This is a genomic window from Ketobacter alkanivorans (assembly GCF_002863865.1).
Classification (GTDB): Bacteria; Pseudomonadota; Gammaproteobacteria; order Pseudomonadales; family Ketobacteraceae; genus Ketobacter; species Ketobacter alkanivorans.
In genome coordinates this window covers 4,859,746-4,876,927 of record NZ_CP022684.1, presented here as the reverse complement: position 1 = coordinate 4,876,927, position 17,182 = coordinate 4,859,746, and the positions used below count along the sequence as shown (strand labels likewise).

17 protein-coding genes are annotated in these 17,182 nt (G+C 47.5%); 2 read left to right on the top strand and 15 right to left on the bottom strand.

All coding sequences use genetic code 11. The features are described from left to right. Positions 1-26 precede the first annotated feature (26 nt). Positions 27-2,666 carry an EAL domain-containing protein gene (locus Kalk_RS20965; RefSeq protein ID WP_158643626.1) on the bottom strand — a complete coding sequence of 880 codons (2,640 nt, stop codon included), beginning with the start codon at positions 2,664-2,666 and terminating at the stop codon, positions 27-29. A gap of 357 nt (positions 2,667-3,023) precedes the next feature. Here Kalk_RS20965 and Kalk_RS20960 point away from each other — a divergent pair, with 357 nt between their 5' ends. After that, positions 3,024-3,332: a hypothetical protein gene (locus Kalk_RS20960; RefSeq protein ID WP_158643625.1), complete on the top strand. Its 309-nt coding sequence runs from the start codon at positions 3,024-3,026 to the stop codon at positions 3,330-3,332. 136 nt (positions 3,333-3,468) lie between these two features. Next, the gene (locus tag Kalk_RS20955; RefSeq protein WP_101896109.1) at positions 3,469-4,449 is read left to right on the top strand and encodes a malate dehydrogenase; all 981 of its coding nucleotides are present in this window, start codon (positions 3,469-3,471) and stop codon (positions 4,447-4,449) included. A gap of 106 nt (positions 4,450-4,555) precedes the next feature. On the opposite strand, the gene rraA is transcribed toward Kalk_RS20955, so the two are convergent. From rraA to Kalk_RS20880, 14 genes are all read right to left on the bottom strand, one after another. Continuing rightward, positions 4,556-5,044 carry a ribonuclease E activity regulator RraA gene (gene rraA, locus Kalk_RS20950; RefSeq protein ID WP_101896108.1) on the bottom strand — a complete coding sequence of 163 codons (489 nt, stop codon included), beginning with the start codon at positions 5,042-5,044 and terminating at the stop codon, positions 4,556-4,558. A gap of 24 nt (positions 5,045-5,068) precedes the next feature. After that, positions 5,069-5,746: an NAD(P)H-binding protein gene (locus Kalk_RS20945; RefSeq protein ID WP_101896107.1), complete on the bottom strand. Its 678-nt coding sequence runs from the start codon at positions 5,744-5,746 to the stop codon at positions 5,069-5,071. A 38-nt stretch (positions 5,747-5,784) separates the two neighbouring features. Continuing rightward, positions 5,785-8,037 (bottom strand): response regulator, encoded by a 2,253-nt coding sequence (locus tag Kalk_RS20940; protein ID WP_158643624.1) that lies wholly within the window; start codon positions 8,035-8,037, stop codon positions 5,785-5,787. 102 nt (positions 8,038-8,139) lie between these two features. Next, positions 8,140-9,543 (bottom strand): hypothetical protein, encoded by a 1,404-nt coding sequence (locus Kalk_RS20935; RefSeq protein WP_158643623.1) that lies wholly within the window; start codon positions 9,541-9,543, stop codon positions 8,140-8,142. 85 nt (positions 9,544-9,628) lie between these two features. Continuing rightward, positions 9,629-10,420 (bottom strand): outer membrane lipoprotein-sorting protein, encoded by a 792-nt coding sequence (locus Kalk_RS20930; protein ID WP_101896423.1) that lies wholly within the window; start codon positions 10,418-10,420, stop codon positions 9,629-9,631. Positions 10,421-10,954: 534 nt separating this feature from the next. Next, the gene (locus Kalk_RS20925; RefSeq protein ID WP_101896104.1) at positions 10,955-11,407 is read right to left on the bottom strand and encodes a hypothetical protein; all 453 of its coding nucleotides are present in this window, start codon (positions 11,405-11,407) and stop codon (positions 10,955-10,957) included. A gap of 117 nt (positions 11,408-11,524) precedes the next feature. Continuing rightward, positions 11,525-11,923 (bottom strand): hypothetical protein, encoded by a 399-nt coding sequence (locus tag Kalk_RS20920; protein ID WP_101896103.1) that lies wholly within the window; start codon positions 11,921-11,923, stop codon positions 11,525-11,527. 406 nt (positions 11,924-12,329) lie between these two features. Then, positions 12,330-13,196 carry an IS3 family transposase gene (locus Kalk_RS20910; RefSeq protein WP_101893641.1) on the bottom strand — a complete coding sequence of 289 codons (867 nt, stop codon included), beginning with the start codon at positions 13,194-13,196 and terminating at the stop codon, positions 12,330-12,332. Next, a complete protein-coding gene (locus Kalk_RS20905) occupies positions 13,193-13,501 on the bottom strand; it encodes a transposase (RefSeq protein ID WP_199767909.1) in 309 nt (102 codons plus the stop codon). The genes Kalk_RS20910 and Kalk_RS20905 overlap by 4 nt, the downstream gene beginning before the upstream one ends. A 182-nt stretch (positions 13,502-13,683) precedes the next feature. Continuing rightward, positions 13,684-14,073: a hypothetical protein gene (locus tag Kalk_RS20900; protein WP_101896101.1), complete on the bottom strand. Its 390-nt coding sequence runs from the start codon at positions 14,071-14,073 to the stop codon at positions 13,684-13,686. Positions 14,074-14,187: 114 nt separating this feature from the next. After that, a complete protein-coding gene (locus Kalk_RS20895) occupies positions 14,188-14,868 on the bottom strand; it encodes a Sir2 family NAD-dependent protein deacetylase (protein WP_101896422.1) in 681 nt (226 codons plus the stop codon). 126 nt (positions 14,869-14,994) lie between these two features. Then, positions 14,995-15,600, bottom strand: coding sequence for a hypothetical protein (locus Kalk_RS20890; protein WP_101896100.1), 606 nt, complete (start codon positions 15,598-15,600; stop codon positions 14,995-14,997). Positions 15,601-15,723: 123 nt separating this feature from the next. Then, positions 15,724-16,146 (bottom strand): hypothetical protein, encoded by a 423-nt coding sequence (locus Kalk_RS20885; RefSeq protein WP_101896099.1) that lies wholly within the window; start codon positions 16,144-16,146, stop codon positions 15,724-15,726. A gap of 565 nt (positions 16,147-16,711) precedes the next feature. Next, on the bottom strand, positions 16,712-17,158 hold the full coding sequence (locus Kalk_RS20880) for an SRPBCC family protein (protein ID WP_101896098.1): 447 nt from the start codon (positions 17,156-17,158) through the stop codon (positions 16,712-16,714). Positions 17,159-17,182: the final 24 nt, after the last annotated feature.

The following is a 17,182-nucleotide window of genomic DNA, read 5'->3' as shown; positions in this document are numbered from 1 at the left end:
ATTGGGCCGATTATAACCGATCTGGCTCAGGCCCGCTGATAACGAGAGCGTCGCATTTGCCCCTTGCCAAGCCGGAACTCGCCTGCCTTCACCGGTGCAGAGAAATAATGTCCCTGAGCAAAACTGCATCCCATCTGCTCCAAGCGCGCCAACGTGCTCTCATCCTCAACACCGTGAATCACCAACTTGATGTCCTGCTCGCGACACAAATTTATGAGCCCCGCAACCGAATCATAATGAAACTTGTTATCCAACCTGGCCACAATGCGCTGATCCAGCTTTACTTCCGCCACCGGCAAACTGCTCATATAACTGGAATTGCTGTAGGCGGCTCCAAACTCATCAATAGTAAGACTGATACCCATAGAGCGAATGCGATTCAGCGCTTCTCGCGTGATGCACGGATCTTCTATGATGGCAGCCTCCTTGATTTCGAACGACAGCATTTTGGAGGGCATATGATAGCGGGTTAGCAGTATTCCCACCTCTTCCAAAAAACGATCCTCTCGCAGACACTTGGGGGAAAGATTCACCGACAGCTTTATCGGGTTGTCTTGGGGGTCAACGGCAGTCAGATAATGACAAATCGCCTGCTCCATGACTTTCAAGGTCAACTCTGCCACAAAGCCACCAACTTCAGCTAAATAGAATATCTCATTAGGGTTGACCTTCTCCCCATGAGATGTATCCCATCGGGTCAATACCTCAATACCACACGGCTGATTGCTGCTTAAATCATAAACGGGCTGAAAATACAGCGATATTTCGTTCTCTTGTATTGCCTGTCGTAGCTGATTGATCAGACTGATATTGCGCGGATTATATTGATCCACCGATTCCAGCTGGTAACCCTTCAACAGGTTTTTTTCGGTATCCGCACGCAACGCATTTAACGCATGCTGGTACAAGGAGTCAAAAGAGGCCTCAGTGTCACTGAGCCGGGCCACTCCAAATGACACCCCAGGCTGTAACCCGATGCCTTGATAAAAGAAAGGCCTTTGCATCGAGACTTCCACTTCATCCACGGCAAAGTTCACCGCAACGTCATCCATGGATCTCAGCAAAAATGCATAGCGGTTAGAATCAAGAACCGCCATCGGCACGTACTGGCCATTGAGCTCTTTCAGCGAGACCACACCCACAATACTGCGCAATACAATGCTCAGGCGCTTAGTGGCTCGAGTCAGCAGCTCATTCTTGGCCGCGTGGCCCAGCTTACTTTCAACCAGGCTAAGATGATGAAGCTCCACCAGCACCATAGTGACCGTCTCACCGGTAGAGCCAACAGACTCAATCACCCTACTGGCCGCACTTTGCAACGCCTCAGCGTTGGGGAACTCCTGTAATGTATCGCGTAGCACCTTCTTTTGAATCTGTTCCTCGGTGTACTTTAACTCCAGCATGGTTTCCTGCTGCTGAGTCAGCCCCATACTTTTCTGGGAGCGTTCTTTCTGAATCTGAGAGGCGATGCCCAACGACAGGGTAATCCCCAACATGCCTAGCGCCACCTCTTTAAGATGCACAGTGACATAGTTCGCCGGCACCAAACCTAATTGGGCGAACTGATAGATCGCGTACCCCAGGATGAAAATCGACCAACCTACCAGAAAATAGCGTGTCGCCCGATCAGACACACTCAATGACGCAATCATCGCGGGGATGAAAAACAACAGCCCACACACAGAGAAACCACTAAAAAACAAGGGTAGAGGCAGCACCTGAAACGTTAACGCACCCAGCAGCAACAATGACAACGCCATCGATGCCAGCAGTAAACGATCAATCACAGGATAATCCGCCCGCGTATTAAGAAATACACGCGTAAATAGCGCCGCACTCATCAGTGCCACACACTGAAAGAAGGCGCCAAAGCCAATCCACTGAAACACGCGCACCGATCCGGCAAAATGCGCCAGAAAGCCTTCAGTATGAGCCGTAACCAATAACCCGCATGAAAGAAATGCGGCCAGATAGCAATACATCGGCTCTCGTAACGAGACCATCACAAAGAGGTTATATAGAATCAGCGCCGATAAGCCACCGAACAACAAGCCCCAGGCCGGTAACGTTTTGCGTTGGTGCAGCCGATAGGCATCCTCTCGCCAGACCTTGGCTGGTATGGTCATGGCCCCACGCACATTCAGTTTAATATACAGCTCGAAAGTATCGTTCAAGGCCAGATCAACCGGATAGACCAGATACCGATCCTGAATCGACTCCACCAACGTGAATCCTGAGCTGTCCAACGTTCCATTACGGGCAATATACATCGCCCCACCAACCAAATGGGGGTTCTCCAACACCAGCAACCACCGTGAAGCAGCCTGCGCCCCCCGCGCACTTTCCCGAACACTGGCCCGGACCCAATACGCCTGATTGCTCATGGACGAAAACAGGGTTTGCGACTGCAGCGGCGTAAACGCACTATCGGGCAACTGCAGAATGTCATCGAGCTCCGCCAAACCCTGTGGATCCGGCGTAATCTCCAGGTAACTGGACACATCGAGCTGCTTGGCCCCTAAGCCATTAATCAGAATGGAAAGCTTGGAATCAGCAGAGACAAAACGAGAAGTCGCATTGGCGGATACAGACCCGACGGCTGCCATGCACAAAAGCAGGGTAACGCCCAACCAGTTCGTCAGGAAGCCGCGCAGTGAATAGCACATCCCCTGCCCCATTAATCGTATTGCCGAAACAGAATTTTCATCACAATCTTGACCATCCAGTGTGACACTCAACGCAACGCGCTCCCCAGTGCCTTGACCTTGGCCAGATTCCTTGGCATTTAATATGCTACAAATGAGAAGTCGAATGACTTCCTAAATAACAAAATAGACTTAGGTTAAAGATTTGTCTATTAAATTTCTTAAGAAGCACCCCTAAATAGGGAGCAACGCACATTAATTGGTAAAACCTTACAAACTACCAGACAACTTATTGAAAACTAAAGTAAATAAAAACCCGGCCGATAAAGATTAAAGGAACCCTTAATTTCGGTCACTACCAGTGAGAGAAGTCCGACCATGCTACTGATGCCACGCATACACCGCCGCCCCATAGAAAGGTTGAAATCAAACCGTTCTATAAAGGTGTATGCCAGCGAGCGCAGCAAAGCCGTGGACCTCCATGAACGACCACAATTCTCCGATCGGCGCGGCGTTAAAGAACGCAGGCGCAAGGATACACCGGTCAAAGATGAGCGCAGACGTCAGGACAGACGCAATGCACACCGCATGATGCGCCCGGAAATCCGCTCCATGCTGGAAAACGCTGGCAGCGCCAACCCCGCCACCATTCGCAGGGGAGGTGTCTATATTGACGAAGATGTGTAAGCAACGGGGACATAACTGCACCAAATTGGCCCCTTCATTCCGTTCAACCCCCCGATAACACAAATAATTGGTATTTAGGTCTCCAGATGCATAGAATTGTCCGTCTTTAAAAACAGGATGACAGGAGATCGACCCAATGAAACAACCTGTACGTGTCGTAGTTACTGGCGCAGCTGGCCAAATCAGCTATTCACTGCTTTTCCGCATCGCGGCTGGCGAAATGCTTGGCTCCGATCAACCCGTAATTCTTCAGATGCTGGAAATTACACCCGCTCTGGAAGCTCTGAAAGGCGTTGCCATGGAGCTGGACGATTGCGCATTCCCTCTGTTGCACGGCATGGTTATCACTGACGATCCCAACGTTGCGTACAAAGATGCAGACTTCGCCTTGCTGGTAGGTGCCCGTCCGCGCGGCCCAGGCATGGAGCGTAAAGATCTTCTGGAAGCCAACGCTGCCATCTTCTCAGTACAAGGCAAGGCCATTAATGAACACGCCAGCCGTGACATCAAGGTACTGGTAGTGGGCAACCCGGCCAACACCAATGCACTGATCGCTCAGCGTAATGCACCAGACATCAACCCACGCCAATTCACCGCCATGACCCGTCTGGATCACAACCGTGCCCTGACCCAACTGGCGCAGAAAACCGGCAGCTCCATCAATGACATCACCAAGATGACCATCTGGGGCAACCACTCTTCCACTCAGTACCCAGATATATCCAAGGCGCTGATCAGTGGTGAAGCGGCTGAGCCTAAAGTTGAGCAAGACTGGTATCGCAACGAATTTATCCCCGTTGTGCAGCAACGCGGTGCAGCCATCATCAAAGCCCGTGGTGCATCAAGTGCCGCATCTGCCGCAAACGCCGCAATCTTCCACATGCGTGACTGGGCACTCGGCACCGCCGAAGGCGACTGGGCAAGCATGGGCGTATATAGCGATGGCAGCTACGGAATTGCCGAAGGACTGATCTACTCTTTCCCATGTGTCTGCAAAAATGGCGACTGGGAAATCGTACAAGGTTTGGAAATCAGCGACTTCAGCTCCGAGAAAATGAAGGCCACTGAAACCGAACTGGCTGAAGAGCGTGATGCCGTTGCGCACCTTCTGCCCTGATTTCGCTAAATAGCACGCCATAAAAAAACCGGCTATTGAGGAACGTGTAAAACGTACTCAATAGCCGGTTTTTTGTTGCCTGCTGACTTGGCGCTGCTTTCAGTGTTTAAGCAGGCATCGTTAATTCGACAGAAGACACAATAATCCCATTATTGTCAGCATAAACGTATTCACCTGGGTGAAAAGTCACGCCACCAAAGGCGACTGGAATATTTAAATCCCCCCGCCCTTGCCGATTACTCTTAATAGGAATAGTGCGTAACGCCTGCACACCCAGATCGGTATTTCGAATTTCATCCACATCACGGATACAACCATAGATGATCAGCCCGGCCCAACCGTTCTGAGCCGCCTTTTCTGCCAGCATATCACCCAGTAGAGCGCAACGTAACGATCCCCCACCATCCACAACCATGACTCGGCCCGCACCCGGCTTGCCCACATGCTCCTTCACCAGGGAGTTGTCCTCATGGCATTTCACCGTAATGATTTCACCGCCAAAAGACTCACGCCCACCATAGTTCGTGAATAACGGCTCCACTATCCGAACCGATTCAGGATAAGCATCACATAAATCAGGAGTCACAAATTTCACACTACATCTCCTACATCAATTGAACTAGTCGCTGGCAAGTTTAACAATCTTGTCATGGCTATACACCTTAACTTTCGGCTTACTGCCCGGCTCAATTGTGGCTGAAGCCAGACAATCGTTCACCATGGCCTTGGCAACCACATTGGCTTCAATCGCTTTGTAAGCGGATAAAGAGCCCACCAGTAACGGGTTAAATAAGGGGGCAACCAAAGATGCCGCCGCTTCTCCGAGGCGGGCTTCCTGCCGATCCCCCAGCAGCAACGATGGCCGAAAAATGGAAAGTGATGGGTACTCGAGTTCCTTAAGGTGATCCTCCAACTGCCCTTTCACTCTGGAATAAAACACCAATGAACGGGCAGACGCGCCAATTGCGGACACCAACGAAAATGATTTGGCTGAATGGGCACGCCCCAACTCGGCAGCATCCATGCAATATTGGTAATCAACTAACTTGAAACGCTCGCGGCTGCCAGCCTGCTTTATCGTGGTACCCAAACAGCATAGAATGGCATCCACTTCAAACAGCTCTGGATATTCGTCCAGACGATCAAAATCAACCAGCACGTTGTGCAGAGCCTGATCTTTCATCTGCAATGAACGTCGGGTGGGTGCAATGACTTCACTAATTTGCGAAGTGGCCAACAGATCTGACAGGCAATGCCGACCGATCAGCCCGGTAGCCCCCAGCAACAAAACTTTCATTTATGCTTCCTTAAATATTGGAAATAGCTAAATGGCGGCTAGGCAGATTTCAGAGACGACTCCTGTCTCTCAGATTCACTGTCTCTTGCCCCCAGCCATTGCCGCATTTTAGCATCCAGCTCTTCGATATTGACAGGTTTAGATAGGTAGTCATCCATACCACAAGCGAGGCAACGCTGCTGTTCACCTTCGACCACGTTGGCGGTCATCGCAATAATGGGTATACGAACCGACGCTTCATTGGCTGCCTCTTTGTCGCGCAAAGCAGTGGTGGTTTCATAACCATCAAGCACCGGCATCATACAATCCATAAGAATTAGATCGAACTCTTTCTCTTCCAGCAAGCCCAATGCTTCCTTACCGTTGACCACCGAAGTCACCACATAGCCCAGCTTATTAAGCAGGCCTTTTGCCACCATCTGGTTAACCGCATTATCCTCAACCAACAGAATACGACGCCCTACCATCTCCCCGCTGGCTGCATCCTGTTTGTCTGCCGTCTCTTCCGGTTGATCCAGTTCAAACGTATCGATCAACACTCGACATAGCTTCTCTCGAGTAATGGGCTTACTCAACCAATCCACTGAAAGTTTGGCTTCCATACCCGTACGCAAAGCATCAGCACGCTGCGCCAAGGATGACAGCATAATGACCTTAGGGGATGTTTTCAAAGGAGCCATGCTCTGTAGATCCGTTACCAACGCAAGATCCATAGGTTGTAAAACCGGCATATTAATAAAGATGAGTTCATAGCCCCGATCAGCTTCATCGGCCTCCGCTATCAGCGCGTGCGCCTGCCCATCACCAGCAATGGATTCGACAACCATATCCCATGCAGACAGCTGCGATACCAGTGCTTCCAGCAACCCGCCACCTGCACCCACAATCAAAACCCGTTTGTTAAGTAGCTCTTTGTTTAAAGACAGCTTCTGGGCCTGTTGAGTAGAAAGCGGCATGCACACCGTAAACCAGAACTCGGTGCCCTCTTCGGGGCTGCTTTTAAAACCTATATCACCGCTCATGCATTCAGCCAGCCCCTTGCTGATAGCGAGCCCCAGCCCCGTTCCCGCCTGTGCTACATCACGGGTGGTCAGCTGTTTGGAGAATGCATCGAACAGATGATCCTGCATCACCGGGTCAATACCTTTACCGTTATCACGAACCGACACTCTCAGTTCAGCGAGCTGCTCGGAGACTTTGCTCATACTCACGTGCAACACAATATCCGTGCCGTCACTGTACTTTATCGCGTTAGACACCAGGTTATTGATCAACTGAGCCAAGCGCCCCTGATCCCCTTTCACCCTGACCGGAATATCCTGCTCGTACGTACAACTAAGCTCCATGCCTTTCTCATGAGCACGGGGCCCGAGCAGCTCGAGGTTCTGATCGATACACCGTTTTACATGAAACACGCTTTCATTTAGCTGAACCTGGCCGGAAGTAATGCGAGAAAAGTCCACAATATCGTCAATCAGGCTCAGCAGACCTTCACCTGAATGCACAGCCAGGTTTTGTAATTCCCGTTGCTGAGCACTCAGCTCGGTGTCGTCCAGCAACGCCAACATACCAAGCACATTATTCATGGGTGTGCGTATTTCGTGGGTAATATTTGACAGGAATTCCGTTTTGAACTGGCTTGCACTGTGAGCTTCATTGGCGGCCTGAGCCAAGTCTCGTGCCTTAGTATGCAGTTCGTGATGCACGCGAACGTTATCCCAATGGCGCACAGACAACAATCTGGACTGCCGCAGCAACATCACCATCATCACCAGCAAACCTGCAGCGATGGTCAGCCCATTGATATCAGCCAGCACCGTAAACGCAGCAATAGGAGGGACCAGATTACAAAACAACCTAATCCCATTCCGCTGATCGTAAGGCGACCACTCTACATTATTAATGGCGGAGTACCCCACCATATACAAAGTGACCAGAAACGCATTGACTGCCAGCTTATCCAGCCAAATGACCGCAGCACAGAACAACCCCATGCACAGGGAGTTGCCAACCTGCAGCACCATGAAATACATACGCCAACGGGCCGGCCCGGCACCATAGGTAGAATCGAATCGAATGCAAAAGTAAAACAGACCTGCCGATAGCACCAATAAAGCTGCCCCACTCACCGCCGTGACCACAGGGTGCAACAGATAATAATTACCAACGGAAGCAACAAACAGAAATAACAGAATATTGGCTGCGACAAAAAAGCGGCTCTGAACGGCAAGATTCAGATCGATCTTGCGCAGAATTTTTCGATCCTTTAACAGTTTTTCGTCACGTTCCATGAGGCCCATTCAACATTCAGTGATTAACTAGCTCAATTATAGCCAGTTTTGCACCTAAACCTCAGTTTTGAATCATTATTATCATTACTAAAACATCATTTCTTAGTAGTAATACGTTAACTTTACCTGAATATAGTCATCACTTTCTATGACACTGATTTTGCGGCTGGAGTCTGTTAGACGCTGAACCTGTTGCAACACATTAAGCCCGTAGCTGGGATCAAAGATGATATCGAGCCCATCCTGCTCAATCAGCCCAAGCAAGAAGTCTCGAACCTCATCAAACGCAACCGAACCCTGTCCCAATAATGGTGAATTCAACAGCGCGGAAATAGCCTGGGCGTTCGTCTCATCCACTTGAGGAGTACCCCGCTCCAATACCGATATTGCCTGAACTTCAAGCTTGAAGTCAGAATACAATCGCCGCTCAAATTCCACAGAAATGACTTTTTCTTCGGTATCAGGATCCCACAAGAACCCCGCCAGCATAGAGGTATCGAACTCATCATTGAAAGTAAAACGCCCCCCCACGCCAATATCGTGCTCTAAGTAACCCGGAGCCATATCATCTCGGGAATCTCTCATGAATTCAGTAATCAAAGTGACATCCACATCACTGTCGAACAGCCCATAAAAACTGTATTCAACACCGGCAACACCGGCCCAATACTGTTCTCGTTCGCTTTCAACAGCAATCCCTTCAAACTTAACAGCCCAACCTTCGTAGAGATATTCAAGCTCAATACCAAATTGATCTTTATGATAATAATTGGGAATCAACATGGGATCACTGAGGTCGAAATTGAAAGAATACCAAGGCTCCCGATCCACACCAGAAAACACAGACAGAGCCATTTCAAGATTATCAGTCAAGGGCCTCTGCCAACGCGCCGCAAAATCAATATCATTGGGGCCGGTATCGGTGCTGTACTGCGCATTATCCGTATCCACTGGAATCGGCGTGCGAAGCCGCCCATCCGGGCCAGGAAAAGTCCGCTCCCTGAAGCCAACTAATAGATAAAAGTCGAAAATACCCCAATCGTGCACCAAAGAGAGATTCAGCATCGGTTGGCCAAGCTTCTCATCATCTCCATCAACCAGATCCTGCTGATTGATCACATCAACCAAGTTGATGAACTCCGTTTTACCCCAAAACACACGAGTAACACCCGACCTCAGTTCCCAATCCTCACCGACATGAACCCAGAGCGCCTCACGGATATCGAAAAGGGTTCGCTCAGGATCTTGTTGGTCCAAAATAACATAGGGTGCGAACGTAAAGAGATCCTGCTCATCATTCCATGACGTAAAATATTCTGCCCCCAAGCGCAAAGCCACCGCGTTCTGCGCCTGGCCAAACTCACCCGGATCCTTAAAATAGCGATATTCCACGCCCGTCTCAGCAGACCATTCCCCACCTTCCAACAACGGCTCGAATACAGCTCGAGCTGCGGTACTTACGAGAACAAGCAACCCGATAACAACAAATTGTATCAACTTCATCATGAAACTTTCGCTCAGGCGATCAAATAATGACCAGGCCAAGGGTATAAAAAAGCCGCGTTGAAGACATCCTCAACGCGGCTTTTGATTAACGGGCTCTTTTTAAACTGTTCTTATTAAAATCTGAATCAGACAACCCGGTTTTGAATTTAATATTGCTCTGCTTCATCACCGTACTGCGACCAGTTTGATGGTTAACCATCAACAACTCATCTGGGCGCCAGAACTTGCCCTCATATTGTTTGAATCCATTGGTGGTTAAAGTCTTCAAATGGCTGCTCTTACGATCGTAGAATTCAGCCTTCAAGGTTCGATAATGTTCCTTATCAATCCATGAAACCACTCGGGTGTAGCCGGAGTTCTTATCTACCGGGTAACTCTCTACCACAAAACAATCCTGACCTTCGTAGCTTTCGTCTTTCAGATATTTGTAGGTGTAGTCTTCGATAGACTGCCCACCAATGTCCTCAAATGAAAACTCACTTCCCATAAATGGCCCTGACTTCTTGCTGGACGCAATCTTTTTAACCCTCTTCAGAGCAGGCAGATAAAGCCACTGATCGTCGTCTCGATCTTTATGCTGATGAGTTAACAGTGCGGTACCTTTCTGATCCTTGGGAGACAAAAACACCATGAGAGACATATCGCCCTCATCGCCTTTTCCTTCAAGCCCCTTAACAGACATCTCGCGCTCGCTAGTGGCCTCTTGCTTGTTCTTGAGAATCATCAACATATCAGCTTGATTATCGACAAAGCCCTCGTCCCGTCGCTCAGCCTCCTTATATATGTTGTAACCCTTCTCTTCCGGCGTTTCAGCATGAACTTGGGTAACAGCAACCAAGGAGAAAGCAGCCAACAAGTTCACCAATTTCCTGTTCATTATCAGACTCATACCTTTCTATTTCCCTATCTGCAATTGACACCAGCCATAGTAACACAGTGTATCAGCGGAACATCAACCAAAGGGACTAGATATGGAGCAGGGACACCGGGACAGGTATACATCAACAACGCAACCGTATACCTATAAGGGGGCGCTCTAGTGAAAACGAGCGCAACGCTTCTCAGTATATTGAGACTTAAGCTTGTTACGGGAGCGATGCCACCGGTCCATTTGACTAGCTGACCCACCCGACTGTCTCAGTTTCGTATATCGATCAATCTTCTCTTCAATTTTCTTACATTGTGCTGCAGACGCAGGCTTAGCGATAACAATACCAGGCTGTATGAAGAGCGTTATTACCAATAAAACTAGAGACGGATATCTGAGTGCTGACATCACATTTTGTGTCCTTAGTGGAAAGACAGATGTTTGTGGTGTGGTGTTAAATGGTGTTCCCCACATAAAGAGCCGACTGGTGCGTAGCGTAAGGAGGTCCAGCGGAACGAAGTGGAGCGAGTTTTGATGTGTTTGTTAGGAATTTGGCGCCACAACATAAGTAGTGCCATGCTCATTTACCATGGTGCCGATATTAAACCGATTTGGATCGACCAACCTAGATAAAACCTCATTATCATTTTTACCCCAAACCACGCCTTTGAAATCGAAGGGGAATGGGGAACTATTTTCGTTGGGGCTATGCAGGTAGACAGCATCGTCATACGACTGCTCGTGAATGAACCACCAACTTTGAATAGGCCCACTAACCTTAGATTTGAATTCTTCGGCCATATTAAGAATATCATAACCAAGAGATATCGAGGCTTGACGGTTTTCAGGTCGCGAGTCTCCTTTTCCTTGAAAATCAATATGGCAATGCCAGTAATCGAACCAGCCTGCTGGGTCAAGATTGGAAAAGCTACTCACTGCATAACCTCTCATCTTTTCCCAGTATCTATCCATTCTCTTTTTATATCTGCGATCCATGATGTTTACCTCTAACGCTTTGGTAACGGGACCGCCGGAGCGGAACAAGCATGTGGTAACGTGAGCGCAGCGAGCCACATGCTGGCGGAGCGTAGGCGGTTCCCGTTGACCAACTTGTTATGTACAATTTTTTGCTGAAAAGTACTTATCATACACTGTCCCAGCCTTAGATTTTACAACCATATTTATTGAGAATTTAGGGCTTGCACCTGTTTTTGCTATAAATTCGCAAACAGGCTTTATAAGCGCTAAATCAAGGTTAGTTCGCACAGCATCCATACCAGTATTATCTAAGTGTGATTCGCCGATACTAAAGTCAAATCGCAATGAATCCTTATAATCCTTTGCTGCGATAGGCGACAAATAGGGTATATCAGATACCAGGCTAGTGCTCAAAGTCATTAGAGTCGCAGTTTTGCTATCTTTCATTAGCCTAGGTTTAATTACAAAATTAAATACGACTAAACCGACAACCAAAAGTACAACTACAAAGATCTTTATGTCGCTTTTTTTCATAAATCTATTTCAGACAATCACAATTAAAGGTTTCTAAACCCAAATCACGCACACACATAACGTTGCCAGCAATTGAAAAACAGCGCAGTAACGCAGTGGATGCTCTGGTTTTTCAATTACCTGGCTTTGCTATGTGGTGACATAAGCGAATACCGATTAAAAGAACCTAACCCTTAAATATCCTACCACCATAGCCACCAAGCTGAGTCCAATAATACACTGCCAGTATTGGCTTGGTTCAGAACTTCGGCGGTGCCACGTACCTAATACGAACATCTTTTTTGCAATTAGGCCATAGAAAATTGAAGCGATACACAGAGCCATCCCAAAATCAAGAATCCACTTAATTACTTTTATTAGTAGGTCATTTTCCATTGGTGTTCCCCACAAAAAGTAGACACTCTAACTATGCAGCCATAGCAGCTGCTTCCTCATATTCAACGGGGCTTACCCCATCGTTTGCTGAGTGCCTTCTCTTACGGTTATAGAATATCTCGATATAGGCAAATATACCCGATCGAGCCTCATCTATCGTCCGGTAATTCTTCGGGTAGATCAATTCAACCTTGAGCCGACTAAAGAACGACTCCATTGGTGCATTGTCCCAGCAGTTTCCCTTTCGACTCATGCTGATGCTAATTTCGTTAGCGCGTAGATAATCAATGTACGCCTGCGAACGGTATTGGGTGCCTCGATCGGAATGCACGATCAGACCTGGTGTGGTCTCCCTTTGCCGCAGGGCCATATCCATGGCTTTGGATATCAGGGCCTCTGTCATTGAGGTATCCAGGCTCCAGCCCACAATTCGGCGCGAGAACAGATCCATCACCACCGCCAAGTACAACCAACGATCCTTGACCCAGATATAGGTGATATCGGTCGTCCATTTCTCGTTTGGCTGGCAGGCAGAGAAGTCACGCCACAGCAGGTTGTCCGAAACATTATGCATCGTCAGGCTATGTCTGGGATACTTGAAGCCTTTACCATTCAAGGCCCTTATTCCCTGCTCAAACATGATCTGAGCGACATAATTGACGGAACAGGGATGACCAAGCTCCGCCAGCTCTTTAGCCAATCTAGGCGCTCCGTATATGGCCTCAAAAGCCTCGTAGGTGTCTTTGATCAGCTCTTCCATCTCCAGCCGGCGCTGAGCTTGATCACTAATAGGGCGTTCCAGCCACCGATAATAACCGGATCTGGATACCTTCAGAACACGGCACATGAGAGTGACCGGATACTGATCCGTATACTCACTGATCAAGGCGTACTTCACTTTTGGTCGTTCGCGAAGTACGCAGCTGCCTTTTTTAGGAATTCCAACTCCTCTTTGAGCTTCTTGTTTTCCCGACGTAGCCTACGCGTTTCTTCACTCTCCTGCTTAGAATAATCAACACCATCTACCGTATTGAACTGCTTATCAGAAAGACGGGTGAACTGACGACGCCAGTTATAGATCTGCTGGGCACTCACTCCTAGCTCTTTTGCAACCTGAGCAGTAGTAATGCCGTCTTTCGAGGCTCTGTTTACCGCTTCTCGGCGGAATTCTTCGGTATAAGCTTGGGTCTTCTTGCGTGCCATCTCGGACACCTCCATAGTGGTTAGTCTAACTATAAAGGATGTCTACTAATTGTGGGTAACACGGGCAGCTAACGCCGCGCTCAGGGGGAAAACGGAGCGGAGCTAATTTGTGGCAAAGTGAGCGCAGCGAGCCACAAATTAGTGGAGCGTAGTTTTTTCCCTTGCAGCGCCTTGTTAAATGATTACTGTTCATCACTCTCTGAAATTGGATATACCGTCACTTTAATATCAAATCCTAGAGCAGTTACTTTACGCAACAATTCGTTAGAAATGTTGTTGCTTACAAAACCATCATCACCACTGTCATAACCGATATCAAACATCTTTTTATCGCAACTCGCCAACAACAAAGCCGATTCATCACTTAGCTGATCAAGGAGTGCCAAAAACTTCTCTAAAACTACGCTAGGCTCCTGATCATTCATGGAACACTCAAAAGCTAAATTATAGACGTCATCTACATATTCATTCGTCAAAGGGTAGATTCTACCTTTGAGTTCACTTGCAATACTCGAAAGATCTTCCTTTGAATACAGCTCTAAATCTACATTGATGAAAGATGTACGAATCATGGTTTCATTTAACGCTTTGGTAACGGGACCGCCGCAGTGGAGCAGTCATGTGGTAAAGTGAGCGCAGCGAACCACATGACTGCGGAGCGTAGGTGGTTCCCGTTCACCAATATGTTAGCTCAATTCATTTTTCAAATCATGAATAGCCAAAGGAACGCCAATTGTGGCACGCTCTCTGTAAACGGTATAGTCTCCTCGTTCAGCCCTTGGGTCTATTAATATTAACTTTGAACCTTTCTTTCTTTTGCTAAGAAGAGATGCTGCGGGGTATACCTCCAACGAGCATCCTATAACCATTATCACATCGGCACTCTTTACTAATTCCAATGCGGACTCATACAATGGTACGTATTCACCGAACCACACAACATGAGGTCGCAACTGACTCCCCTTTTCGCAGCGATCACCGATATTGATATTTTTTCCAGCAGTATCATAAACTAAATTACGATCCAACGAACTCCGTGATTTAAGAATCTCACCATGAAGATGAAGAACCTTCGTCGATCCAGCGCGCTCATGTAGATCATCTACATTTTGCGTAACGATATGAACATCACAGAATGACTCAAATTCTGAAAGTGCTAGGTGTGCAAGATTAGGTTTAGCAGAAACTACTTTAAGGCGCATAGAGTTCCAAAACTCCAAGACCTTATTCCTATCCGCCTTCCATCCCTCAGGAGAAGCGACCTCCTCATGAGAATACTTAGACCAAAGTCCATTCTCATCTCGATAGGTATCTAAACCACTTTCCGCGCTGATACCTGCACCACTGAAAACAATTACTTTATACATGAACTGAAACCGCTCGGAGCTAACGCCTTGCTTACCGGCCCAACTACGCGCCGCAAGCTTGTGGTAAAGTTTGCGCAGCAAACCACAAGCTTGCGGCGCGTAGTTGGGTCCGAGTACAGCAAATTGTTAACTGGATTTTTGCACTCGGTGCTCATTTTTCCAATTTTCTATCTCGGTTTGCCTGCGTTGAAGATGCTCGATATATTTCGGATGTTGCGCAGCATGCGGATCAGAAAGCAAATTTTTTATGCTGCGTTCAACTCTCCAACCATGCCCTTTACTTGTTGCACGAATGAATGCATCACAAAATATGTCGACAAGCTTGTTATCACCTTTAATGGTATGCAGCACCGAAACTGCACACCAAGTACTGATTGGGTCACGATCCCGACTCAGCTGCTCTATGCATTCCATCAACATAAACTCAGCCAAATCCTCCTTGCCTCTTCGAATTGCAACACTAAGAGGCCAGCGCGCAACCTCGACTCTTCGGTTCTCGTCATGGCAATTTAGCGCAGAAGCGAACGATTCTTTGATGGTGGAAGCCAACAAGGTTCCGTTCGTGTGCTCTGCAACCTTCGCTAGTGATTGACACCTGTACCACGGATGCACAATTGATTTTGCGACTTCATAAGCATGGTCAACATCGGCAATCACCAACTGGTCAACCTTTCGTCTGAGGTTAACTCCTTGTCTTGTTTCAGTGCTATATGGATCTGATTCGAAACTCATACAAAATTCAGTTAACGCTTTGGTAACGGGACCGCCGTAGCGGAGCAGGCTTGTGGTAAAGTGAGCGTAGCGAACCACATGCTTGCGGAGAGTAGGTGGTTCCCGTTGACCAACTTGTTAGAATTAGGTGCTGAAACAAAGCGTAATATCTTTTATATCTTTGCATTTTAATCCATCACGCTCTTCTAGGCTCATATACCGATTCAGGTTAATGTACGATGGCAACGTAATCGTATACTCTCTAAAGTCACTATTTCTGACATCAATGCCAAGGTCGATCAGCTTCGTTGATTCATTAATATCAAGATTGATAATTGGTTCTTTTATCAGAACCCAACCACTTCCAGTGTCATTACCCGACAAAGAGACCAATAACTCATTCACCCCATCATCGCATACGTTTAAGGATATCGAGATGTCTCTTGGATCTGGGTCTACATGATATTTCAGACTAGTGTGTACATTGCACACACGCGTACTTTTTAACTCAGGGACATCACATCCAAAAATTAAAGCGGTCACCATAATTGCAATATATCTAAACACACAGGTCTCTTGGAATTCTAACGCGAAGTTAAGTGGCAGCGCGCAGTGGAGCTTACTTGTGCCATAATTTGCGAAGCAAATGCACAAGTTAGCGCAACGTAGCGATGTCCACTTGAACGACTTGTTAGAGCAAGAGCCTGCAACACCTGCCCTACCCTTTAACCACCACTAAAATCGGTTTTGAAAAACAAAAGCGTGAACTTTAAACGCCCATTACGCTCGGTGGTGTACAAAAGAACACCCAAACCAGTCGTATGGCACCATGCCATCACATGCGAAAGCGGACCACTCAACCTGACTTGGCTTTGAAAAGAACCTGGAGCAAGTGACTATTTCAAGAACTCACTCGGTGAGGACCAATGGATTGCTGCCTATCGGTTTTTAAGCTTTTTGTTTTGGCCGTGTTTATTAGTCACGCATCCAAAGCCAACCGCCAACCTGACGAATATGTGCTCTAACGCTTTGGTAACGGGACCGCCGGAGCGGAGCAAGCATGTGGTAAAGTGAGCACAGCGAACCACATGCTTGCGGAGCGTAGGTGGTTCCCGTTGACCAACTTGTTATATCAGCCGCCTAACTTTTCTTTTAACCGCTTGACGCTACGTTTAGCCCTTTTTGACATTTCGGATCTGACAAGAGGCAACATCAATCTTTTAAACAGAAAACTATTATTACGGCTATACATGGCCCAAATGACCTCATTACCACCTGAGGTTTCCCTTATAGCTATCTCCATTCTTGGCTTTATCGGAGACAATGTACCTTCTGTTATAAAGGTAGTCGGACTTTGGGATTCAACCACTGTAATCTTAACTTTACTATTGCCCTTAAAGGGTATCTTAACCGTCTCTAAATAGGTTTTACCCTTTGCTCCGTGACTCAATTCATTTAACGAAGCTATATGCACCACACCAGTGAACCACCCCGAAAAATTTTCCATATTTGACACATAGTCAAATATTTCTTGAGAACTTTTATCTATTACTACTTTTTCCAGTGCAAGTAGATTCATCACTCTTCCTTGTGGATATAACGC

What these genes read in the sequence shown, in the direction of transcription:
- Kalk_RS20890 (WP_101896100.1), bottom strand. Translation starts at nt 15,600, where the DNA reads ATGAGTTTCGAATCAGATCCATATAGCACTGAAACAAGACAAGGAGTT.
- Kalk_RS20940 (WP_158643624.1), bottom strand. Translation starts at nt 8,037, where the DNA reads ATGGAACGTGACGAAAAACTGTTAAAGGATCGAAAAATTCTGCGCAAG.
- Kalk_RS20960 (WP_158643625.1), top strand. Translation starts at nt 3,024, where the DNA reads ATGCTACTGATGCCACGCATACACCGCCGCCCCATAGAAAGGTTGAAA.
- Kalk_RS20900 (WP_101896101.1), bottom strand. Translation starts at nt 14,073, where the DNA reads ATGATTCGTACATCTTTCATCAATGTAGATTTAGAGCTGTATTCAAAG.
- Kalk_RS20965 (WP_158643626.1), bottom strand. Translation starts at nt 2,666, where the DNA reads ATGTGCTATTCACTGCGCGGCTTCCTGACGAACTGGTTGGGCGTTACC.
- Kalk_RS20945 (WP_101896107.1), bottom strand. Translation starts at nt 5,746, where the DNA reads ATGAAAGTTTTGTTGCTGGGGGCTACCGGGCTGATCGGTCGGCATTGC.
- Kalk_RS20895 (WP_101896422.1), bottom strand. Translation starts at nt 14,868, where the DNA reads ATGTATAAAGTAATTGTTTTCAGTGGTGCAGGTATCAGCGCGGAAAGT.
- Kalk_RS20955 (WP_101896109.1), top strand. Translation starts at nt 3,469, where the DNA reads ATGAAACAACCTGTACGTGTCGTAGTTACTGGCGCAGCTGGCCAAATC.
- Kalk_RS20920 (WP_101896103.1), bottom strand. Translation starts at nt 11,923, where the DNA reads ATGAAAAAAAGCGACATAAAGATCTTTGTAGTTGTACTTTTGGTTGTC.
- Kalk_RS20880 (WP_101896098.1), bottom strand. Translation starts at nt 17,158, where the DNA reads ATGAATCTACTTGCACTGGAAAAAGTAGTAATAGATAAAAGTTCTCAA.
- Kalk_RS20925 (WP_101896104.1), bottom strand. Translation starts at nt 11,407, where the DNA reads ATGGATCGCAGATATAAAAAGAGAATGGATAGATACTGGGAAAAGATG.
- Kalk_RS20905 (WP_199767909.1), bottom strand. Translation starts at nt 13,501, where the DNA reads ATGGCACGCAAGAAGACCCAAGCTTATACCGAAGAATTCCGCCGAGAA.
- Kalk_RS20930 (WP_101896423.1), bottom strand. Translation starts at nt 10,420, where the DNA reads ATGAACAGGAAATTGGTGAACTTGTTGGCTGCTTTCTCCTTGGTTGCT.
- Kalk_RS20935 (WP_158643623.1), bottom strand. Translation starts at nt 9,543, where the DNA reads ATGATGAAGTTGATACAATTTGTTGTTATCGGGTTGCTTGTTCTCGTA.